The sequence below is a fragment of the Huijunlia imazamoxiresistens genome (assembly GCF_037132455.1).
In the GTDB taxonomy this organism is placed as follows: domain Bacteria; phylum Bacteroidota; class Bacteroidia; order Chitinophagales; family Chitinophagaceae; genus Flavisolibacter; species Flavisolibacter imazamoxiresistens.
The window spans coordinates 19,338-39,550 of record NZ_JBBBEI010000032.1 but is presented as its reverse complement, the minus strand read 5'-3'; the positions used below and the strand labels follow the sequence as shown (position 1 = coordinate 39,550).

The following is a 20,213-nucleotide window of genomic DNA, read 5'->3' as shown; positions in this document are numbered from 1 at the left end:
TTGTTTCTAACTTTAAATGTCTAACAAACATTTTTTAAACAACGGATTCTTGCATATGAAAAAAGTCTTTGTCCGATTTTTGGCCGCCGGGGTCTTGCTGGGACAGTCCCAGGCGTATGCCCGTTACCGCACTCCAGGTGCCGCTTATCATAAAAAAGTAATCACGGTAAATGGTCTCATTACCGATGCCAAAACCAATGAACCCTTATCCGGCGCCACCATCCTGGTGAAGGGCACGAAACAGGGCGCCACTACCGACGACAGCGGTAAGTTCAGCCTCAGCGTCTCCGACAACGGTACCCTGCTCGTTTCTTATGCCGGTTATGCGGCCCAGGAGATCGCCGTAAAGAACCGCACCTCCATCAGCATCCAGTTGAACAAGGAAGCATCCAACTTAAACGAGGTGGTCGTCATCGGTTATGGAACGCAAAAACGAAAAGAAGTGACCAGCGCCGTAGCCACGGTAAAAGCCGACGATTTTACCCAGGGCGTTGCCCGGGACGCGGGCCAGCTGATCCAGGGAAAAGTGGCGGGCGTATCGGTGGCCACTACCAGCGGTGACCCCACTGCTGCCAGCCAGATCCAGCTGCGGGGCACCAACAGCCTTATTGGCGGTTCCACGCCCCTGGTGCTGATCGATGGCATTCCCGGCAGCCTGAACACCGTAGCACCGGAAGATATCGAGTCCATCGATGTATTGAAGGACGGGTCGGCCGCCGCCATCTATGGTACCCGCGGCACCAACGGTGTGATCCTTATCACTACCGTGAAAAGGAAGGGCGGCAACCGGGCCCCGGTGCTTACCTACAACGGCAACGTCAGTGTACAGTCCATTGCCCGGAAGATGGAGTTCCTGAATGCCGAGGATTACCGCCGCCTCACCTCCCAGGGGGTAGCCGGCTTTAACCAGGACAAAGACCCCAACGCGCCGGGCTACAGCAACCTGGCCGGTACTAATGACGAATTCGGCTCCAGCACCGACTGGCTCGATGTCATCACCCGCACCCCCATCAGCCATACCCACAACCTGTCGCTCCAGGGCGGCAATGCGCAAACCAGCTATACCGCCTCGCTGAACTACCGCGACATGGAGGGACTCTTCCTAAAGTCCGACAACCGGCAGCTGGTGGCCCGCGTGGACATCAGCCACTCGATGTTCAACAACAAGCTGAAATTCAACGCCAACCTCATTAACCGGTCGCGTAAAAGCTATTCCGGTGCTAACTATAGCTATATCTACCGCCAGGCCCTGATCCGCAACCCGACGGAGCCGATCTATACCACCACCGGCGACTGGTACGAGCGCAACGTTTATTTCTACGACAACCCCCTGCGCTCCATCGAGGAAACACAAGGCGAAAACCGGATCTCGGAACTGCGCCTGAACGGGAGCGTGACCTTTTCGCCCATCAAGGACCTGAACATGAAGCTGCTGGTGTCGGGCAACAAAACCAACGCCCTGAGCGGTTATTACGAAACCTGGAACCACCGGGCCTCCGTGGACGGAAACCGTCCGGGAAGTGCTTCCCGCAGCACCGGCCTTAACCGCGACGAGCTGCTGGAATTCACCACCGATTATGCCCGCACGATCGGCGACCACCGCATTACCGCACTGGGGGGCTACAGCTACCAGTATGCCGCGGAAGAAGGGTTTTCCGCACAGAACTCCAACTTCCCTTCCGACCTGTTTACCTACAACAACCTGGGCGCCGGCGATGCCTTTGCCCTGAGGGGCCGGGTATCGCCGCTGGGCGCCACCGGCATGAGCAGCAATAAGGAAGATTGGAAGCTGATCGGCTTTTTCGGACGCCTGAACTATGCCTTTAACGACCGCTACATGGCTATGGCCAGCCTGCGGCACGAAGGCTCCTCCAAGTTCGGGAAGAACTACCAGTGGGGCAACTTCCCGGCCGTGTCCCTGGGCTGGCGCATCAACCGGGAAGCATTTATGGAAAACGTGAAGGCCGTTAACGACCTGAAGCTGCGCGCCGGCTACGGCATTACCGGTACCATTCCCAATTCGCCTTACCTGTCGCTGATCACCCTCACCTACGGTTCCCGTTTCCTGTACAACGGCAACTGGATCCAGCAGATCGCTCCCACCTCCAACCCCAACCCCAACCTGCGCTGGGAGAAGAAACTGGAATGGAACTTCGGGTTGGACTTTGCCGTGCTGAACAATCGTATCAGCGGCAGCGTCGACGCCTACCAGCGCGATACCCGTGACATGCTGTACAACTACTCGGTGCCCACGCCGCCCTACCTGTCCGGCTCAATGCTGTACAACGCGGCGGAGATGCGCAACCGTGGCCTGGAAGTGCTGGTGAACGTGCTGCCCGTGAAAAAGAAAGACTTCGAATGGAGCTCCAATATCACGTACTCGACCAACCGCAATACGCTGCTGTCGCTGAAGGCGGATATCTCGCCCAAAGCCATCGACTACCTGAACGCAGGCGGTACCGGCGAACCCATCCAGGAAAGCACGCACCGCAACTTTGTGGGCGGCCCCATCGGAACGTTCTTTGGCTATAAGTCGGTCGATATCGCTGCCGATTCCACCTGGATCATTGAAGGAGAGGACGGCAAGCCGAAATCCATGAAGAATTCCACTCCGCTGGACAAGAAAGTCCTGGGTAACGGCGTGCCGAAGCATATCCTGGGCTGGAACAACAGCTTCCGGTTCAAGCAGTGGGACCTGAACATCAACATGCGCGGCGCCTTCGGCTACCAGATCCTGAACTTCCAGAAAATGTTTTACGCCAACCCCAAGATCAACCAGTACAACATGCTGAAGTCGGCCTTTGACCCGGTTTACGGCAAAACGCCCATCTTCGCCGATCTGGCTTATGTGTCGTACTACATCGAGCAGGGCGACCACCTGAAAATCGACAACGTCAGCCTGGGATATACCCTGAATACAAAGGGCAGCAAGATCCTCAAAAACGCCCGGGTGTACGTTGCCGGCCTGAACCTGCTGACCATTACCGGTTATTCCGGCATTGACCCCGAGGTAAACCGCCTGGGCCTGTCGCCGGGTATCGACGACCGCGATAAATACCCCACTACCCGCATGTTTACCCTGGGAGGAAACTTTACATTCTAAGACTTTTAACTGATGCCATCATGAAAAAGAAAACAGCTCATTTCTTTATAGCCCTGTTGGGTGTGACAGCAACGCTGGGAGGATGCACCAAATTAGATGAAACGGTTTACGACCGCGTGCTGGCGGAGGAATTCCAGCCTACCGAAAAAGACATACCCGCCGTCATTGCCCCGGTGTACACGGTGCTGCGCCCCATGCATGCTTCCTGGCACGGCAACTTTGATCTGCAGGAAGAATCGGCCGATGAGATCGTAACCCCTGCCCGTCCCAACGGCTGGTACGACGGGGGTACCTACCAGCGCATGCACCAGCATTCCTGGAACCAGGTGCAGAGCCAGCCCAACAACCTTTGGAACAACAGCTATAACGGGATCAACAACGCCAACCGGGTGATCTACCAGATCGAGTCCGGCGAGGTGCCCGTTGTGGCCGGCAAGGAAAACATCATTGCCGAAATGAAAGCGGCACGGGCCTACTATTATTACAACCTGCTCGATAACCACGGCAACGTGCCCATTGTCACCAACTTCAAGGACGCTACGGTGCCCAAACAAAGCACCCGGCAGCAGGTATACGACTTCGTGGTCAAGGAGCTGACGGAGAGCATTCCCCTGTTAAGCGAGGAGGCCGACAAGACCACCTATGGCCGTTTTAACAAGTGGGCGGCCAAGGCCATCCTGGCCAAGGTTTTTCTGAATGCAGGCGTCTATACCGGCGCGCCGCAATGGGAAAGATGCCTCCAGGAGTGCAACGACATCATTGCCGCCGCTCCCAACCGCTACGTGCTGGAAGGGGATTACAAGGCACCTTTCCGCACCGAGAACCAGAATTCCAAAGAACTGGTGCTGGCGGTACCGTACGATGAGATCCAGGCCACCCAGTTCAACCTGCACATGAAAACCCTGGACCCCGTGCAGCGTTTCGTCTACAGCATGGCGGCCCAGCCCTGGGGCGGCAACTGCGCCGTTCCGCAATTCATCAACACCTACGACCCGGATGACAGCCGCCTGAAGGATACCTGGATCCAGGGACCGCAGATGAACGCTACCACCGGTGCGCTGGTCATCGACTATACGAAGCATGTGGACGGCCTGGCGCTGGCTGCCAGCAACCAGGGCTTCCGCATCGGCAAATACGAGATCAAGCCGGGTGCTAACGGTGCCCTGAGCGTAGACTATCCGCTGGTGCGCTTTGCCGACGTGCTGATGATGAAAGCCGAATGCCTGTTGCGGACCGGCAGGGCCGACGAAGCCGCCCAGATCGTAACCCAGGTGCGGCAGCGGGCCTTCAAGTCCAACCCCGCCAAGGCCACCGTTACCGGCGCCCAGCTGGCGCAGGGCAGCTCCTACCAGTATGGCTACTGGAACGCCAACGGCACCATCACCGAGCAGCAGGGCGGGGCGGACATCCAATACGGACGCTTCCTCGATGAACTGGGATGGGAGTTTGCCGCCGAAGGCCGCCGCCGCCAGGACCTGATCCGCTTTGGGGTGTTCCATACCAAAACCTGGTTCAACCACCGTCCTTCCGCCGCCTACAAAGCCCTGTTCCCGCTTCCGGAAGCCGAGTTGGTCAAAAACCCCAACCTGAAACAAAACCAGGGATATAACTGATGATCATTTCGGATGTCGGATTTCGCTCTCCCGCTTGCTGTGGCATGCGGGAGCTTTTTTTTATAAGACCTAATTGTAACTTCCATTCAATGAAAACAAGCATGAAACACGCGCAAGTTCTGGCCCTTCCTTTTCTATTCCTGGTGTCGTGTTCCGGGGTAAAGCAGGCGGCTGCGCCGGTAACGGAAACAGCTGCCGCTGCACCGCTGGTAGCGGCTTACGAGCAGGCCATGGTCGCCGCGCCGCCGGCAGCCCTGGGGCTGGATACGTTTTATCAAAAACATGCCGATGCCTTCGGCATCCCGATTGTATCGTCGCGGAAGGTGCCCGGCGGCGCCCTGCTGATGGCCCGCGACATTGTGAACTATATGCTGGCAAAACGGCCGGATGTGCGGCAGGAGCTGGTGCGCCGCAAGGCCCGGGTGCTGGTGATGGCCCAAACCGAAATGGAGACGGACCTGCCCGAGCGGCGCCACTGGAAAAAGCCCGAACGCAACGATCCGAGGCTGACGCCCGGCGAACGGGAAAACTATGACAAACCCGGCGGCATTGCTTCCCTCTCGGACCGGGAGTACTGGAACCGGCGGGCAAGGGGCATGGGCGGCACCGTGACCTCCTGCGCCGAAGAAAATCTTTTGGGGTACGCCGGCACCCGTTATTACGGCGAGAACATCCTGGTGCACGAGTTCAGCCACAACATCATGGGCGCCCTGCGTACGGCCGATCCGGCGCTGCATAAAGAGATCGAGACCGCTTATCAGGCTGCCAAATCAAAAGGGCTCTATAAAGGGCAATATGCCATCAATACCGTGGCCGAATACTGGGCCGAAGGAACGCAATGGTGGTTCTGGTCCAACTATGAGTTTTATGACGGCGCCACCCGGGTGCAATCGCCCGATGACCTGAACGCCTACGACCCCACGCTCTATCAGTTGCTCGAACGCGTGTATATCGGGCACCATATTCCCGCCGACGTCTACCATGGCCGCAACATCCGGCCGGCAGCCCGCCCGAAAAACGGTTCCGCCTAAACCGCTATCGCTGGTTAAAATATGGTAAGAATCAGCTAAATCGCGGTAAGAGAATTTATTTAGTTAAGAATAAATTTGACAAAAGCCATAGGAAAATTACCCGCGGTGACGCGCCGCTCTCTCCCTCTTATCAATTCTTAACAAGTAAAACAACGATTGCCGTATGAACTACCTGCTTACCTCGCTGAGCCTGCTCGCTTTCTTTTGATCGGTTCCTGACCACGCAAACCATGCGGGGCATATGCTGTTCCGGCCTTTCCTTTTCCAAAAGGAGAGCCGGCCCTTTATTGCCCTTTCCGAAACCGATTCTCCAACTTACAATCGAACGATATGAAGCGTAAATGGGCGTTTAAAAAGCCGGCAAAAATGCTGGTCTCCTCCCTTCTTTACATTGGCCTGGGCATGGCGGCGTACGGGCAGACCGCCATCACCGGCAAAGTGCTGGACAAAAAAGACAATAAACCCGTTGTAGGCGCCACCGTGCAGGTGAAAAACTCCCCCGAGGCCGCCATGACCGACGAAAACGGGAACTTCACCCTGAAAGTCGCCAACAAAAATGCCACCCTGGAAATCTCCTATGTAGGCTTTGCCAAACAGGAGATCCGGATCAACAGCCAGGGCAATGTGGCCGTGTACCTCGAGGAAGGCTCCCGCGCCATGGACGACGTGGTGGTGATCGGCTACCAGTCGGTGCAGCGCCGCAACGCCACCGCCGCCATCTCCACCGTTAAAGGAAAAGATTTTGAGAACGTGCCTTATCCCACCTTCGACCAGATGCTGCAGGGCCGGGTGGCCGGTCTGAATATATTGAGCATCTCCGGCGAACCCGGGGCCAACAATATCGTCAACATCCGCGGCAATACCAGCGTGGACGCCGCTTCCGGCAACGGCATCAGCACCCCGCTTTACGTGATCGACGGCGTGGTGTTCGATGTGAGCGATGTGCGCTCGGCCTACGGCAACGCCAACCCCCTGCAGGCTATCAACCCCAATGATATCGAGTCGGTAGACGTGCTGAAGGACGCTTCCGCGGCCGCCATCTACGGCGCCCGTGCGGCCAACGGCGTGATCATCATCAAAACCAAGCGCCCCAAGGGCGGCCGTCCCCAGTTCCGCGTGTCGGCCTATGCGGGCCTGTCCACCAAGCCGGCTATGAAGCCGGTGCTGGTAGGTGCCGATGAAAGAAGGAAAAAGATGGACCTGTTGAAAGCCGGCGGCACTTATACGCAACTGGGGGGCATCAGCCAGTTTTTGACCGACAGTCTTAACCCCGCCTTCAACAACAACGTGGACTGGCAGGGCCTGTTCCTGCGCAACGCCCTGATCAAAAACGTGGACCTGAACATCGGCGCCGCCGAAGAGCGCTTTGCCTACCGCATTTCGCTGAACCGCTACCAGGAAGACGGCATCATGCGCGGCTACTCGCTCACCCGCTCCACGCCCCGCCTGTTTTTATCGGTGAAGCCCTATAAAGGCATTGAAGTGACTTCCGACCTGTATGTCGGTCTGACCAAGGCGACGCACGGACCCGGCAACGGCAACATTTACCCCTTTACCGTTTCCAACTTCCCTTCCTCTTTCTGGCAGATCACCGACGAAGTGAAAAAGAACTACGAAGGCAGGAACGAAGGCGTGCGCGACGACGACCGCACCACCTCGGTGAACGGAAATACACGGCTGATCGCCACACTTCTTCCGAAACTGACCTTTACTTCCTCGCTTTCCTATAACTATAACTTCGGCCGCCGCGATTACCTGCGGCACCGCAGCGTCACTACCAACAACCGGTCCGACGCTATTCATTCTTCTTCCAACAGCCGGCGGTGGGAGATCGAGAACTACCTGACGTATACCAAAGAAATCAACGACCATACGTTTACAGGTCTCATTGGTCAGGGCGTGGAGGAAAATACCATCAACAGCACGAACATCCAGGCGAACGGCATTCCCTTCGACGCCATCCAGATGGTGCAGGGTGTTCCTGCCGGCCCTTCGCTCAGTGCTTCCACCTTCTTTGAAGACCGCAGCCGCGTATCGGCCTTCGCCCGCGTGGGCTACGATTATAAAGGAAAGTACGGTGTGGACGGAAGTTACCGCCGGGACGCTTCTTCACGCTATTCCAAAGACAGCCGCTGGGGCTCCTTCCCGGCCGTGTCGGCCCGCTGGAACGTGTCCGAGGAGCCTTTCTTCGACCGCTTCCGTTCCCTTGTTTCCTTCCTGAAGTTGCGTGCCAGCTACGGCCTCACCGGCCGCGACCCGGGCGGCTACTACGAGCAATACCGCCAGTTGATCACCGACGTGCGTTATGCCGGTTCGTCTTTGGGTTCAGGTGCCGCCGGCAACGTCATTACCTACAACGGTACGACGGCCGTAACTCCGAATTATGGTGCTGCCGCTCCCGCCGCCAACATCAGTTGGGAAAAAACGCCGCAGTCGAACTTCGGCCTGGATGCCGGCTTCTTCAAGGACCGCATCACCCTGGCCGCGGATTATTACATCAAAGACTCCCGCGAGCTGGTGTTCAATATCCCCGTGCCCACCACCACCGGCTACACCACCGCCAAGAACAACTACGTGGATGTGCGCAACCAGGGCGTGGAGCTGACCCTGACCACCCGCAACCTGGCGCCGAAGTCGTCCTTCCGCTGGAATACAACCTTCAACATTGCCTTCAACCAGAACATGGTGACCAAGCTGCCGGCCGGCAACCGCGATTTTGTCTTCGGCCAACCCTGGCTGCAGCGCACCCTCACCATCGGCCAGCCCCTGTACGGCTTCCTGGCCTGGGATATTCCGCAGATCTATCCGAGCGTTGACGATGTGCCGGTGGATCCGCTGACCGGTCAGCGCGTCAAATGGTTCGGCGGCAATATGTTCGGCGCCGGCGATGGCGCCAAGCGTGATGTGAACGGCGATTACAACATCGAGAACATCGACAAGATCAACATGGGCGACCCCCAAACAAGGGTATACGGCGGTATCATCAACCAATTGGGCTACAAAGGTTTCAATGTAAGCGTGCTCTGCACCTTTATCCAGGGCCGGAAGTTGTGGAACGGCTACCTGTCCGATAAGTTGAACGGATCTGCGAGCGCCCCCTTCACCAACTGGGGCCCCAACTCCGGGCCGGCAGCAGATTTCGGCGGGCTGGATTTCTGGCGCAACACCGGCGATAAGGCCTATTTCCCTTCCCTGTTCGGTAACAACATCGACAAATGGCATATCGCCCAGAGCATGTTTATCGAGGATGCCTCCTTCTTCCGGATCAAGAACGTAAACCTCAGTTATGCGTTCCCCGAAAAAGTGGCGAAAAGATTAAGACTCAAAGGCCTCAGCGTGTACAGCGTCATGGATAACCTGCGTGTGTTTTACAATGCCACCGTGCCGGATCCCGAGCTGGTTTCCCCCGACGGATATACCAACGGCAACGATTATCCCCTGCCGAAAAAATTCACTTTTGGCTTAGATGTTCAATTTTAAAAACAAGCATCATGAAAAGAATTTTCTTCGCTACCATACTTTCCTTTGCGGTGGCAGGCGTGTTCAGTTCCTGCCAGAAATTCCTCGACCGCAAACCCATCAACCAGGCCACCGACCAGAACTTCTGGACCACCGAGGGTGAGGCCAACAATTCCATCGCCGGTACGTACGCCCTGGTGCGTACCGCCCTGAACGAAATGGGTTTTGCCCATTACTACTACGGCGACTTTGCCACCGATGAATTCGTGGTGCCGGCTGCCGGGGAAGATTACCAGCAACTGAACCGCATGGAGTGGAACTATTTCGTAGCCCCCACCGAACTGCACCGGGCCATGATCCGCCTGCGCCGCTGGGACAACTTCTACCGCGCCATCGACCAGGCCAACCGTTGCCTGAAATATATCCCGGAGGTTCCCGTGGACAAATTCACTTCGGCCAACAAGGCCGAGGCCAGGGATGCGCTGCTGGGTGAAGCGTACTTCCTGCGCGCTTTCACCTACTTCTACATGGCCCGCGTATGGGGCGACGTGCCCCTGGTGACCGAGTCGGTGGAAGACGCGGCCAAGGCCGAGCAACTGCCCCGCCGCCCCCAGGCCGAGGTGCTGAACCTGGTAATCAGGGACCTGGAAGCGGCCATTGCCAAAATGACCTGGAAGCCCGGCGCTACCAGCAGCCGTGCCATCCGCGTCAGCCGCGGCGCCGCCTATGCGCTGCTGGCCCATGTGCAGGCCTGGAAGGGCGATTATGCCAAAGTGATCCCGGCCGCTGACTCCGTGATCGCCAAAGGCGGCTACTCCTATGCCAACCGCAGCACCGGCACCGGCTACCTGGGCATCTTCAAAGGCAATTCTTCGGAAGGCATTTTCGAGATCGCCCAGAACGCCAACAACGAAGGCGCCGGCGGCAGCACCGCTTACGGCACCATCATCAACAACGTGGCTTTCCGTACCCTGAAGGCGCCCTACCTGGTGGGACAGAACAACAATGTGCACTTCCCGCTGGACCGCGTAACCCTGGGCGGCTTTTTCCCCGAAAATGCCGACAGCAACGACTACCGCCGCAAGAACGGTTTCGCTTTCTGGGGTACTTCCGATCCCATCACCATCAAGTATTCCAATATCGTATACACGGGTCCGAACAATACCTCGCCCATCAGCCTGAACAACATGATCATCTTCCGCCTGCCGGACATCAAGCTGCTGAAGGCCGAAGCCCTGGCCGCCACGGGCGCTTTCGGCGAGGCCCGCACCATCCTGGACGAAATCCGGGCACTGAACAACGTATCCGCCTCCGCCGCCGCCGACAACAACCTGTTCGAGGCCATTATCGACGAAAGAGGACGCGAGCTGTTCCTGGAAGGCCACCGCTTTTACGATCTGGTGCGCCTGGGCCGCAAGACCGGCATCCTGAAATTCAACGGCAGCACCGGCATCAACCGCATGGACGACGCCCAGTTCCAGGCCGGCAAGTATTACTGGCCTATCGACCCCATCCTGATCCAGGTCAATCCCGGGCTGGCCCAAACCCCTTTCTGGAGTGATAAAATGTAACCACCGCAAAACTTCTTTATGAAAAGATATTCCCGACTGATCCTGCCCTTTATCGGAGCGCTGCTGCTGACAGTTTCCTGCAAAAAGGCCGACTACCTCACCGACAGCGGCGTGCACGATCCGAAAACGCCCCTGAGCACGTACGACTACCTGAAGCAGCATCCCTGGCAACTGTTCGACACCCTGGTGCAGGTGATCGACAAATACAACCTGAAAGAGGAAGTGAATAATTCGGCTACCTTTTTCGCCCCCACCGATTATTCCATCAAAAGGTACCTGGATGACCGGAGGTTGGAACGGCAGGCCACCAACGCTGCCGCCGACTATTCCCTCGACAGCCTGTACAAGTACATCACGGCCGATTCGGTACGCCAGTATATGTTCTCGGAAAAGCTCTCCCTGCAGGAGCTGCCCGCGCAACTGCCGCAGGCATACAGCAGCCTGGGCAAGACTGCCATGGGCGTTTTTAAAGAGCTGCAAACCGCCAATACCTACACCGAGCGCACCAATGCGCCCACCTACCTGCTGTACCTGGTAAAAGTGCGGGGCACGCTGGACGAGCCCGGAACCGTGCCGCCGGCCAGCGAGATCGATATAAAAGTGCTGTGCCAGACCACGGGCATTCAAACGGCCAACGGCGCCAAAACCCTGCACGTGCTGGCCAACACCCATCCGTTTGTACGGTTCTAAGCGGCCCCGTATCCTTCCTTCATTCTTAAAACTTGTCACATGAAATTTCGCTATATACTTTTCGGAAGCCTGATGGCAACGGCTTTTGCCGGCTGCTCCAAAGTGCACGAAGGCTTTTTAAGCAACAAGCTCTTTTACCGGGCCAATCCCTTTACGGCCGTCAAAGGCAGGGTGACCACCTCGGCCCCGCTGGAGGCCGACGGCTCCTCCCAGCCCCTACAGGTAAAGCTGCTGGCCATCCGCAGCCTGTCGGGCAAGTCGGTGGAGGCCCTGACCAAAGAATACGAGATCGCCGTGTACAAAGCGGAAGTGCGTTCCACCGACACCACCCTCGACCAGCTGAAAACCAAGCTGGGAACCGCCCTGTACAAACCCTTTAACGTGAATGCCGTCGGCGGCCGCCTGGAGGTAACCCCCGCCTCGGCCTTCGTGGATACCGGCACCTACGACTTCGACATCGAAGTGTCGAACGTGCGCAGCAAGATCGTCATGAACAACATCGCCAAGGTGCGCATTACGCCTTCGGTGCCTTCCTCCATCACCCGCCAGTTCCTGAGCACCTCCACGCCCAACCAGGAGCTGACTTTTGCCAACCAGCCCGCCGCCGCCATTACGGTGACGGCCCAGCGCCTGGACGGTCCCAACCGGGTGATCATCAAGTTCGTGGACAAGAACGGCATGGTCTTCAACCCCAATGCAGGAGAGGTGCTCCCCCGCGTAAGCCTGCCCACCAACCTGCGCTACCACTTCGGCCAGTTCGATCCCTACTACCCGGTGGTGAAGACCGATACGGCCTTTGTGCAGGAATACCCGGCCAAAACGCCTACCTTCCCGCTGTTCACTCTGAACAACGCCTACACCTGTTCGTACCGGATCCCGGATACCAAAAATGACATGAACCTGAACCTCAACCCCGAGTTCGGCGTGCGCCTGTACCCCAGCGACGGCGTGCCCTTCGTCAGCGGTACCTGGATCATTACGAACAAGATCAATATTGCCGCGAAAAAGTAATTGACAAACGATCCTATAAATATGCTTTTACATAGAACCAAGAAGGCCGCCCTGGGCCTGGCGTCCGTGCTGCTCTCCGGCGGCGTGGCCCTGGCCCAGAAAGGCGCCGACTACCCCATTCAGCCCGTGGATTTTACCCAGGTGCACGTGCATGATCATTTCTGGACGCCCAAGATGGAAATGAATGCCAGCGTCACCATCCCCTACGTGCTGGACAAATGCCGTACCACCGGCCGCATCGACAACTTCCTGCGGGCGGCCCACCAGCTTTCCGGGGACAAGCTGACCGAATACCCTTTTGACGATACCGACATTTACAAGGTCATCGAAGGCGCTTCCTATGCCCTGCAGGTAAAGCCGAATCCGCGGCTTGCGGCCTACCTCGATACGTTGATTTCCCACATCGCGGCGGCCCAGGAGCCCGACGGCTACCTGTACACCTTCCGCTCGGTCAAGGCCGCCAGGCCGCACCCTTGGCTGGGCGCCCAACGCTGGGAAAAGGAAGAGGACCTGAGCCACGAGCTGTATAACTCGGGCCACCTGTTCGAAGCCGCCGTGGCCCACCACAAGGCCACCGGCAAGCGCAGCCTGCTCGACGTGGCCATCAAAAACGCCGACCTGCTGGTAAAAGACTTTGGCTGGGGCAAGGTGGAACACTATCCCGGCCACCAGATCGTGGAACTGGGCCTGGCCAAGATGTACCGGGCCACCGGTAAAAAAGAATACCTCGACCTGGCCAAGTTTTTCCTGGACGTGCGCGGGCCCAAAGGGGCGGCTTATCACCAGGGCAACAAGAAAGTAGTGGAGCAGAACGAGGCCGTCGGCCATGCCGTCCGGGCCACCTACATGTACACCGGCATGGCGGACATTGCCGCCCTCACCGGCGACCAGCGTTACCTGAAAGCCATCGACGCCATCTGGGGCGATGTGGTGGGCAAAAAACTGTACGTCACCGGCGGCATCGGCGCCACCGGGGCGGGCGAAGCCTTTGGCAAAGCCTACCAGCTGCCCAATATGTCGGCCTATGCCGAAACCTGCGCTTCCATTGCCAACGTGTACTGGAACAGCCGCATGTTCCTGCTGCACGGGGATGCCCGGTACATCGACGTGCTGGAGCGCACGCTGTACAACGGTCTGCTGTCGGGCATTTCCCTGAGCGGCAACCGCTTCTTTTATCCCAACCCGCTGGCCTCCATGGGGCAGCACCAGCGCAGCGCCTGGTTTGGCTGCGCCTGCTGCATCTCCAACATGACCCGCTTTTTGCCGTCGGTTCCCGGCTATGTATATGCGAAAAATAAGAACGACCTGTACGTCAACCTGTTCATGAGCAATACCTCCACCGTCCAGCTGCCCGGCGGCGACGTGAAGATCAAGCAGGAAACCGAGTATCCCTGGGAAGGCAAGGTGGCCCTGGCGCTGGAGCCCGCCAAAAGCAGCGCCTTCACCCTGCGCATCCGCATTCCCGGCTGGGCGCAGCAGCAGCCCCTGACCGGCGACCTGTACCGCTTCCTGGACGCCGGCAAGCGCCCGGTAACCCTGTTGCTGAACGGCAAGCCCGTAGCCTATAAAATGGAAAAAGGCTATGCCGTGCTGAACCGCAAATGGTCCAAAGGTGACAAGGTCGTTTTGGACCTGCCGATGGAAGTGGAGAAAGTGCTGGCCCATGAGAACGTAAAGGACGACAACGGCCGCTTTGCCCTGCAGCGCGGACCGCTGATGTTCTGCCTCGAAGGCTTTGACAACAAGGACAGCCTGGTGCAGAACATTATGGTCGCCAGGGACGCCCCCTTCACCGCCGCTTATAAAAAAGACTTTATGAATGGCGCCCTGGTGCTTACCGCCCGTGGCTCCAGCGCCAAACGCCAGCTGAATACCGATGCCCTTCTAAAGTCCGAACAGGAGGTGACGGCCATCCCGTACTACACCTGGAACAACCGCGGACCGGGCGAGATGATGGTATGGATCCCCTACGAGGAGTCTGCCGCCAAGCCCAAGCCGGCGCCCACCATTGCCGCCACCAGCAAGGTGACGTCCTCTTCGCCCAATGCCCGCGCCAACATGGGGGTGAACGACCAGGTGGAGCCCATGAACTCGGCCGACCAGAACAACACCTACCAGCACTGGTGGCCGAAGAACAATACGAAGGAGTGGATGCAGTACGACTTCGCCCGGGAACAGACCGTTTCCCAGGCGCAGGTGTACTGGTACGACGACAGTCCCTTCGGCGGCTGCCGCCTGCCGTCCTCCTGGAGAATATTGTATAAAAAAGACAGCGAGTGGGTGCCCGTAACTCCCACCACCGCTTATGAAACTGCCAAAGACAAATTCAACTCTGTTTCCTTCGAGCCCGTTAAAACCACCGCCCTGCGCCTGGAAGTGCAGCTGCCCGAAAAGCATTCGACCGGCGTGCACGAATGGGTAGTGAAGTAGGTATAAAACCTCTCCCCCGGTCTCGCCAAAGGAGAGACCGGGGGAGAGGTTTTACGCAGGCCAACGTAAAACATTGTCTATTGACCCTAATATTTTTCCCGATGAAAAAAATATCTTCTTTGGCTGCTGCCTGCCTGCTGTCCTTTGCCGCGGCGCACAGCCAGCAACAAGCCACCATCACCATCGATGCCGGCCAGCTGGGCGCCCGGGTGGAACCCACGCTCCACGGCATCTTTTTCGAAGAGATCAGCCATGGCGGCGAAGGCGGTCTGTACGCCGAACTCATTCAGAACCGCGGCTTCGAGGAGTCGCGCCTGCCGCCGGCCACCAGCCTGGAAAACGGCTTCCTGATTCCCAACCGCAGCCCGCATTTCGCTTCCCGCGATAACAGTCCCAACGGCTGGCGCATGCGCTGGGGCATCAGCAACCCCTGGCCCGCCTGGTCGCTGCAGGCCGGCGAAGGGGCCGATATCCAGTTGGCGCTGACGCAGGAAAAGCCCCTCAACGCAGCCACGCCCAATTCTTTGAAAGTATCCGTCAACCGCCTCGACGCAGCCGGGAAGAACAACCTGGTGAACGACGGCTTCTGGGGTATCCGCACCACCAAAGGCGATACCTACAACCTGACCTTTTATGCCCGTACCGCGGGCTACAAAGGACCGCTGACCGTTTCGCTGCAAGGCCCCGACGGCGCCGTCCTGGGCAGTTACAAATTCGCCTCCCTCGGCGGCGCGGACTGGAAGAAATACACTTGCGCCCTCAAAGCCACAGCCGACGAGGCGAAGGCGAAGTTCCTGGTGAACTTCGGCGGCACCGGCACCGTCTGGCTGGACCACGTGTCGCTCTTCCCCGCCAAAACCTTTAAGAACCGGCCCAACGGCATGCGGGCCGACCTGGCCCAGTACCTGGCCGACCTGAAGCCCTCCTTCATCCGCTGGCCGGGCGGCTGTTTCGTCGAAGGCATCAACGTCGAAAGCGCGCCCAACTGGAAGCGCAGCATCGGCCCCGTGGAAAAGCGCCCCGGCACCTACAGCCCCTGGGGTTACTGGTCCAGCGACGGCTTTGGCTACCACGAGTTCCTGCAATTTTGCGAGGACATCAAGTCCGACGCCCTCTACGTGTTCAATGCCGGCGTGGGCTGCGAGATGCGCAGCGGCACCTTTATCCCCGACGAAGGCGTGGACTCCATCATCACCGACATCCTCGACGGCATCGAGTACGCCATCGGGCCCGCCACCTCCAAATGGGGCAGGGTGCGCGCCGCCAACGGTCATCCGCAGCCCTTTCCGCTGAAATACATCGAGATCGGCAACGAGCAGTCGGGCCCCCGCTATGCCCGCCGTTACAACTGGTTCTATGATGCCATCAAGAAGAAATACCCGCAGCTGAAGATCCTGGCCAGCATGGGCATCGGCGATGTGAACAAACGCACCCTCGACAGCATGCAGCACGTGGACTTTGCCGACGAACACGCCTACAAGGCCGCCAACTGGTCGATGCGCAACTACGACCATTTTGACAAATACAAAAGAGGCGACTGGGACATGTACGTAGGCGAATACGCCACCAACTCCGGCGTGGGCCGCGGCAACATGCGGGCCGCCCTGAGCGACGCGGTCTACATCATGGCCATGGAGCGCAACGGCGACCTGGTGAAGATGTCCAGTTATGCGCCCCTGTTCGTGAACGTCAACGACGTGGACTGGCCGGTGAACCTGATCAACTTTGACGCCTCCCGCAGCTTCGGCCGTATTTCGTACTACACCATCAAATTATTCAACGACCACCGCTCCGACCGGAACTTCCGCACCGAAACCAGGGTGGCGCCGCCCGCCAAAAAGGTGCCCCTGTTCGGCGGCAGCGTGGGCCTGGCTACCTGGGATACCGAATCGGAATTCAAGGACCTGCAAATCATCCAGGACGGTAAGGTGGTGTACGCCAGCGACTTCATCAACCGCTCCGACGAATGGAAAAAGGTGAGGGGCACCTGGGTGGTGAAGGACAGCGCCCTGGCGCAGACGGCCATGGGAGCGCAGCGCTTTGCCTGGCTGGCCGGCAAAAAGTTCGATACCTACACCCTGAAGGTAAAGGCCCGGAAAACCAGCAAGGCCACCAATGCCTTTATCATTCCCTTTGCCGTGAAGGACGACAACAGCATGCTGCGGGCCCATATCGGCTCGTATGTGAATGCCAACGCGGTCTTCGAATCGGTAAGCGGCGGCATGAACGTGGCCGACCTGAACGCCCAGAAACGGCTGCCTGCGCCCATCGAAACGGGCCGCTGGTACGACATTACCCTGGAGGTGGGCCTCGACAAGGTGGATTGCTACCTCGATGGCCAGCTGCTCATGACCTATACAGAGCCGCAGCAGTTCTTCAGCATTGCCGGCCGCGACCAGCAGACCGGCGACGTGATCGTAAAGGTGGTGAATGCCTCGCAGCAGCCGTACAAGACCACCCTGCAGTTCAACGGCCTGCAGCCCGGCGCTTCCGCCCGGCTGTACACGCTCTCCGCCGAATCGGACGAGGCCGAGAATTCGCTCGACGAGCCGCAGAAGTACGTGCCGCAGCAATCCGCCCTTACCGGTATTTCGGAAAAATATGAAATGGAGTTCAAACCCCTGTCCATATCGGTACTGCGGGTAAAAGACAAAAGCTGGAAAGGCGTAGCGTCGAAGTAAGCTAAAAGAGAAAATGCTTTTTTATGAATGGGCGTATGTCATCTCCCGGGCACGGGAATGGCGTACGCCCATTTTTATTTTCTTACGGTGAAAAAGTCAAATCTTAACCAACAGGAGTTAAAAAAGGTAAATTGCCCTTGGCGCAATGAGGGTAATTTCAAAAAATTGTTACCTGGATCATCTATAAACCGTTCGAACCATGCATCATAAAAAGTTAGCACTCACCCTCAGTTTCTTTACCGCCCTGGCGGGCGCTGCGGAGGCGCAGTCCGGCCCCCTGGCCGACCAGGCGCCGGCACCGGCCGCCATGGCCGCTTACCGCCCCTCGCATGCCGAGATATTGGACCGCTACCGCCAGGCCGCCCTGATGGACAGCGTGGCCAAAAATACCGTATTCAAGACCGGCGTGCAGGCCCACTGGCAGGCCGGCGGCAGAAGCTTCTGGTACCGCAACTTTTTGAAGGACAGCACCGCCGAATACATCTACGTGGATGCCGCCACCGGCAAAAAGCAGCCGGCCTTCGACGCCACCCGTCTGGCGGGCGCTCTTGCCAAGGCCTCCGGCAAACCGGTGGACGGCAGCAGGCTGCGCCTGTCAGATTTGGCGTTCGAAGGGAAAGCCATCACCTTCCGCCTGAACGACCAATACTGGAAGTGCGACCTCACCACCTATGCCTGTTCTGCCCTGGACCGTCCCGTGGAAGCCGATGACGACCGCCCGGGCAGGAGAGGAGCCTACGGCAGCGGCTTTAGGCCCTACAGCCGCTGGAACCTCAATTACATCAAAGGCGACAGCGTTTCGCCCAACCAGCAGTGGGTGGCCTTCATCAAAGACCACGACGTATACCTGCGCCCGAAGGCGGGCGGCGCCGAACAGCGCTTCACCACCGACGGCACCAAAGAGCGGCCCTATGGCTCCATCATCTGGTCGCCCGACAGCAAATACTTTCTCGGCTACCGCATCGATCCCCGCGAGCAAAAGGAGGTGTACTACGTCCTGAGCTCCGTGGCCAACACCACCCGGGGGCAGTTGAAGTCGCAGCGGTATGCGCAGCCGGGCGATGAATTCACTTCTTACGAAATGTTCGTGTTTTCGTTGCAGGGCGGCAAGCCCCTGAAGGTGCAGACCGAAAAGCACGATTTTCTGGGCATGCCCTACCCCCGCTGGCGTCCAAGCGACAACCGCTACTTTACGTACGAAAAGGCCGACCGTGGCCACCAGCGCTTCCGCATCATCGAAGTGGACGCCCTCACCGGCGCCACCCGCAACATCGTGGAGGAAAAGACCAACACCTTCATTTACGAGCAGCGCATCTTTACCCATTACCTGCAAAACACCAACGAGATCGTCTGGCTGACCGAAAAGGACGGCTGGCGCCAGCTGTACCTGGTGGACGGCCTGTCGGCCGCCATAAAGCCTATTACCAAAGGCGAATGGGTGGTGCGCAACGTCGACAGCGTGGACGAAAAGAAACGCGAGGTCTGGTTCTCCGCCAGCGGCCGCAACCCAGGCGAAGACCCGTACAATGTCCATTACTACCGCGTTGGGCTGGACGGCAAAGGACTGGTGGAGCTGACCCCCGCCGAAGGCCACCACCAGGTAACGTTTTCGCCCGACCGCAAATATTTTGTCGATACCTACTCGCAGCCCCACGTGGCGCCGGTGACCGAACTGCGCCGCACGGCCGACGGCAAGCTGGTGATGCAGCTGGAAAAGGCCGACATCTCGGCTTACCTGGCTACCGGCATCCGCCTGCCCGAGGTGTTTCGTGCCAAGGGCCGCGACGGCCAGACCGACATCTGGGGCGTGGTCTGCCGCCCCCGCAACTTCGACCCGCAAAAGCGCTACCCTGTCATTGAAAACATCTATGCCGGTCCGCAGGATGCCTTCGTGCCCAAAAGCTTTATGAGCTACGGCGAGATGCAAAGCCTGGCCGAGCTGGGATTTATCGTGGTGCAAAGCGACGGCATGGGCACGGCCAACCGCTCCAAGGCTTTTCATGACGTGTGCTGGAAGAACCTGGCCGACGCGGGCTTCCCCGACCGCATCGCCTGGATCAGGGCACTGGCGGATAAATATCCCTATGTAGATACTTCCCGCGTAGGCCTGTACGGCACCTCCGCCGGCGGACAGAATGCCATGGGCGGCCTGCTGTTCCACCCGGAATTTTACAAGGCCGCCGTGTCGGCCTGCGGCTGCCACGACAACCGCATCGACAAGCAGTGGTGGAACGAGCAGTGGATGGGCTACCCCGTGGCCAGCCATTACGACGAGCAATCGAACATCACCAATGCGCACAAGCTGCAGGGCCAGGTGCTGCTGATCGTGGGCGAGGCCGATACCAACGTGCCGCCCGAATCGACCTACCGCCTGGCTGATGCCCTGATCCAATCAGGTAAATCCTTCGACTTCCTGACCGTCCCCGGCATGGGCCATGGCGACGGCGGCCCTTATGGCCGCAAGAAGAAGCGGGATTTCTTCGTCAAAAACCTGCTGGCCGTAGATCCGCCCAACCGCAACAGCAATGAGTTATAGCCTCACCCCCGGCCCCTCTCCATCTGGAGAGGGGTGCCCGAACTTGAATCTTTTTCTACTGGTTTGTAGTAGGAAATAACTAAAAGCA

The 20,213-nt window shown here is 58.4% G+C and carries 10 protein-coding genes; all 10 read left to right on the top strand.

Annotated elements, in window-relative coordinates:
• Positions 1 to 55: 55 nt before the first annotated feature.
• The 10 genes from V9K67_RS23820 (at position 56) to V9K67_RS23775 (ending at position 20,125) form a co-directional block, all read left to right on the top strand.
• Positions 56 to 3,103, top strand: coding sequence for a SusC/RagA family TonB-linked outer membrane protein (locus V9K67_RS23820; RefSeq protein ID WP_336727027.1), 3,048 nt, complete (start codon positions 56 to 58; stop codon positions 3,101 to 3,103).
• Positions 3,104 to 3,123: 20 nt separating this feature from the next.
• Positions 3,124 to 4,716, top strand: coding sequence for a RagB/SusD family nutrient uptake outer membrane protein (locus V9K67_RS23815; protein ID WP_336727023.1), 1,593 nt, complete (start codon positions 3,124 to 3,126; stop codon positions 4,714 to 4,716).
• A 101-nt stretch (positions 4,717 to 4,817) separates the two neighbouring features.
• The gene (locus V9K67_RS23810; protein ID WP_336727021.1) at positions 4,818 to 5,747 is read left to right on the top strand and encodes a hypothetical protein; all 930 of its coding nucleotides are present in this window, start codon (positions 4,818 to 4,820) and stop codon (positions 5,745 to 5,747) included.
• Between the two features lie 330 nt (positions 5,748 to 6,077).
• Positions 6,078 to 9,227 (top strand): SusC/RagA family TonB-linked outer membrane protein, encoded by a 3,150-nt coding sequence (locus V9K67_RS23805; RefSeq protein ID WP_336727020.1) that lies wholly within the window; start codon positions 6,078 to 6,080, stop codon positions 9,225 to 9,227.
• 11 nt (positions 9,228 to 9,238) lie between these two features.
• On the top strand, positions 9,239 to 10,777 hold the full coding sequence (locus tag V9K67_RS23800) for a RagB/SusD family nutrient uptake outer membrane protein (RefSeq protein ID WP_336727019.1): 1,539 nt from the start codon (positions 9,239 to 9,241) through the stop codon (positions 10,775 to 10,777).
• Between the two features lie 18 nt (positions 10,778 to 10,795).
• Complete coding sequence (locus V9K67_RS23795) at positions 10,796 to 11,467, top strand: hypothetical protein (protein ID WP_336727016.1); 672 nt, start codon at positions 10,796 to 10,798, stop codon at positions 11,465 to 11,467.
• Between the two features lie 39 nt (positions 11,468 to 11,506).
• A complete protein-coding gene (locus V9K67_RS23790; protein ID WP_336727013.1) occupies positions 11,507 to 12,478 on the top strand; it encodes a hypothetical protein in 972 nt (323 codons plus the stop codon).
• Positions 12,479 to 12,499: 21 nt separating this feature from the next.
• Entirely contained in the window at positions 12,500 to 14,908 is a 2,409-nt protein-coding gene (locus tag V9K67_RS23785) for a glycoside hydrolase family 127 protein (RefSeq protein WP_336727011.1), read from the top strand.
• Between the two features lie 101 nt (positions 14,909 to 15,009).
• On the top strand, positions 15,010 to 17,589 hold the full coding sequence (locus V9K67_RS23780; RefSeq protein WP_336727009.1) for an alpha-L-arabinofuranosidase C-terminal domain-containing protein: 2,580 nt from the start codon (positions 15,010 to 15,012) through the stop codon (positions 17,587 to 17,589).
• Positions 17,590 to 17,788: 199 nt separating this feature from the next.
• A complete protein-coding gene (locus V9K67_RS23775) occupies positions 17,789 to 20,125 on the top strand; it encodes a S9 family peptidase (RefSeq protein ID WP_336727007.1) in 2,337 nt (778 codons plus the stop codon).
• The last annotated feature ends 88 nt before the right edge of the window (positions 20,126 to 20,213 follow it).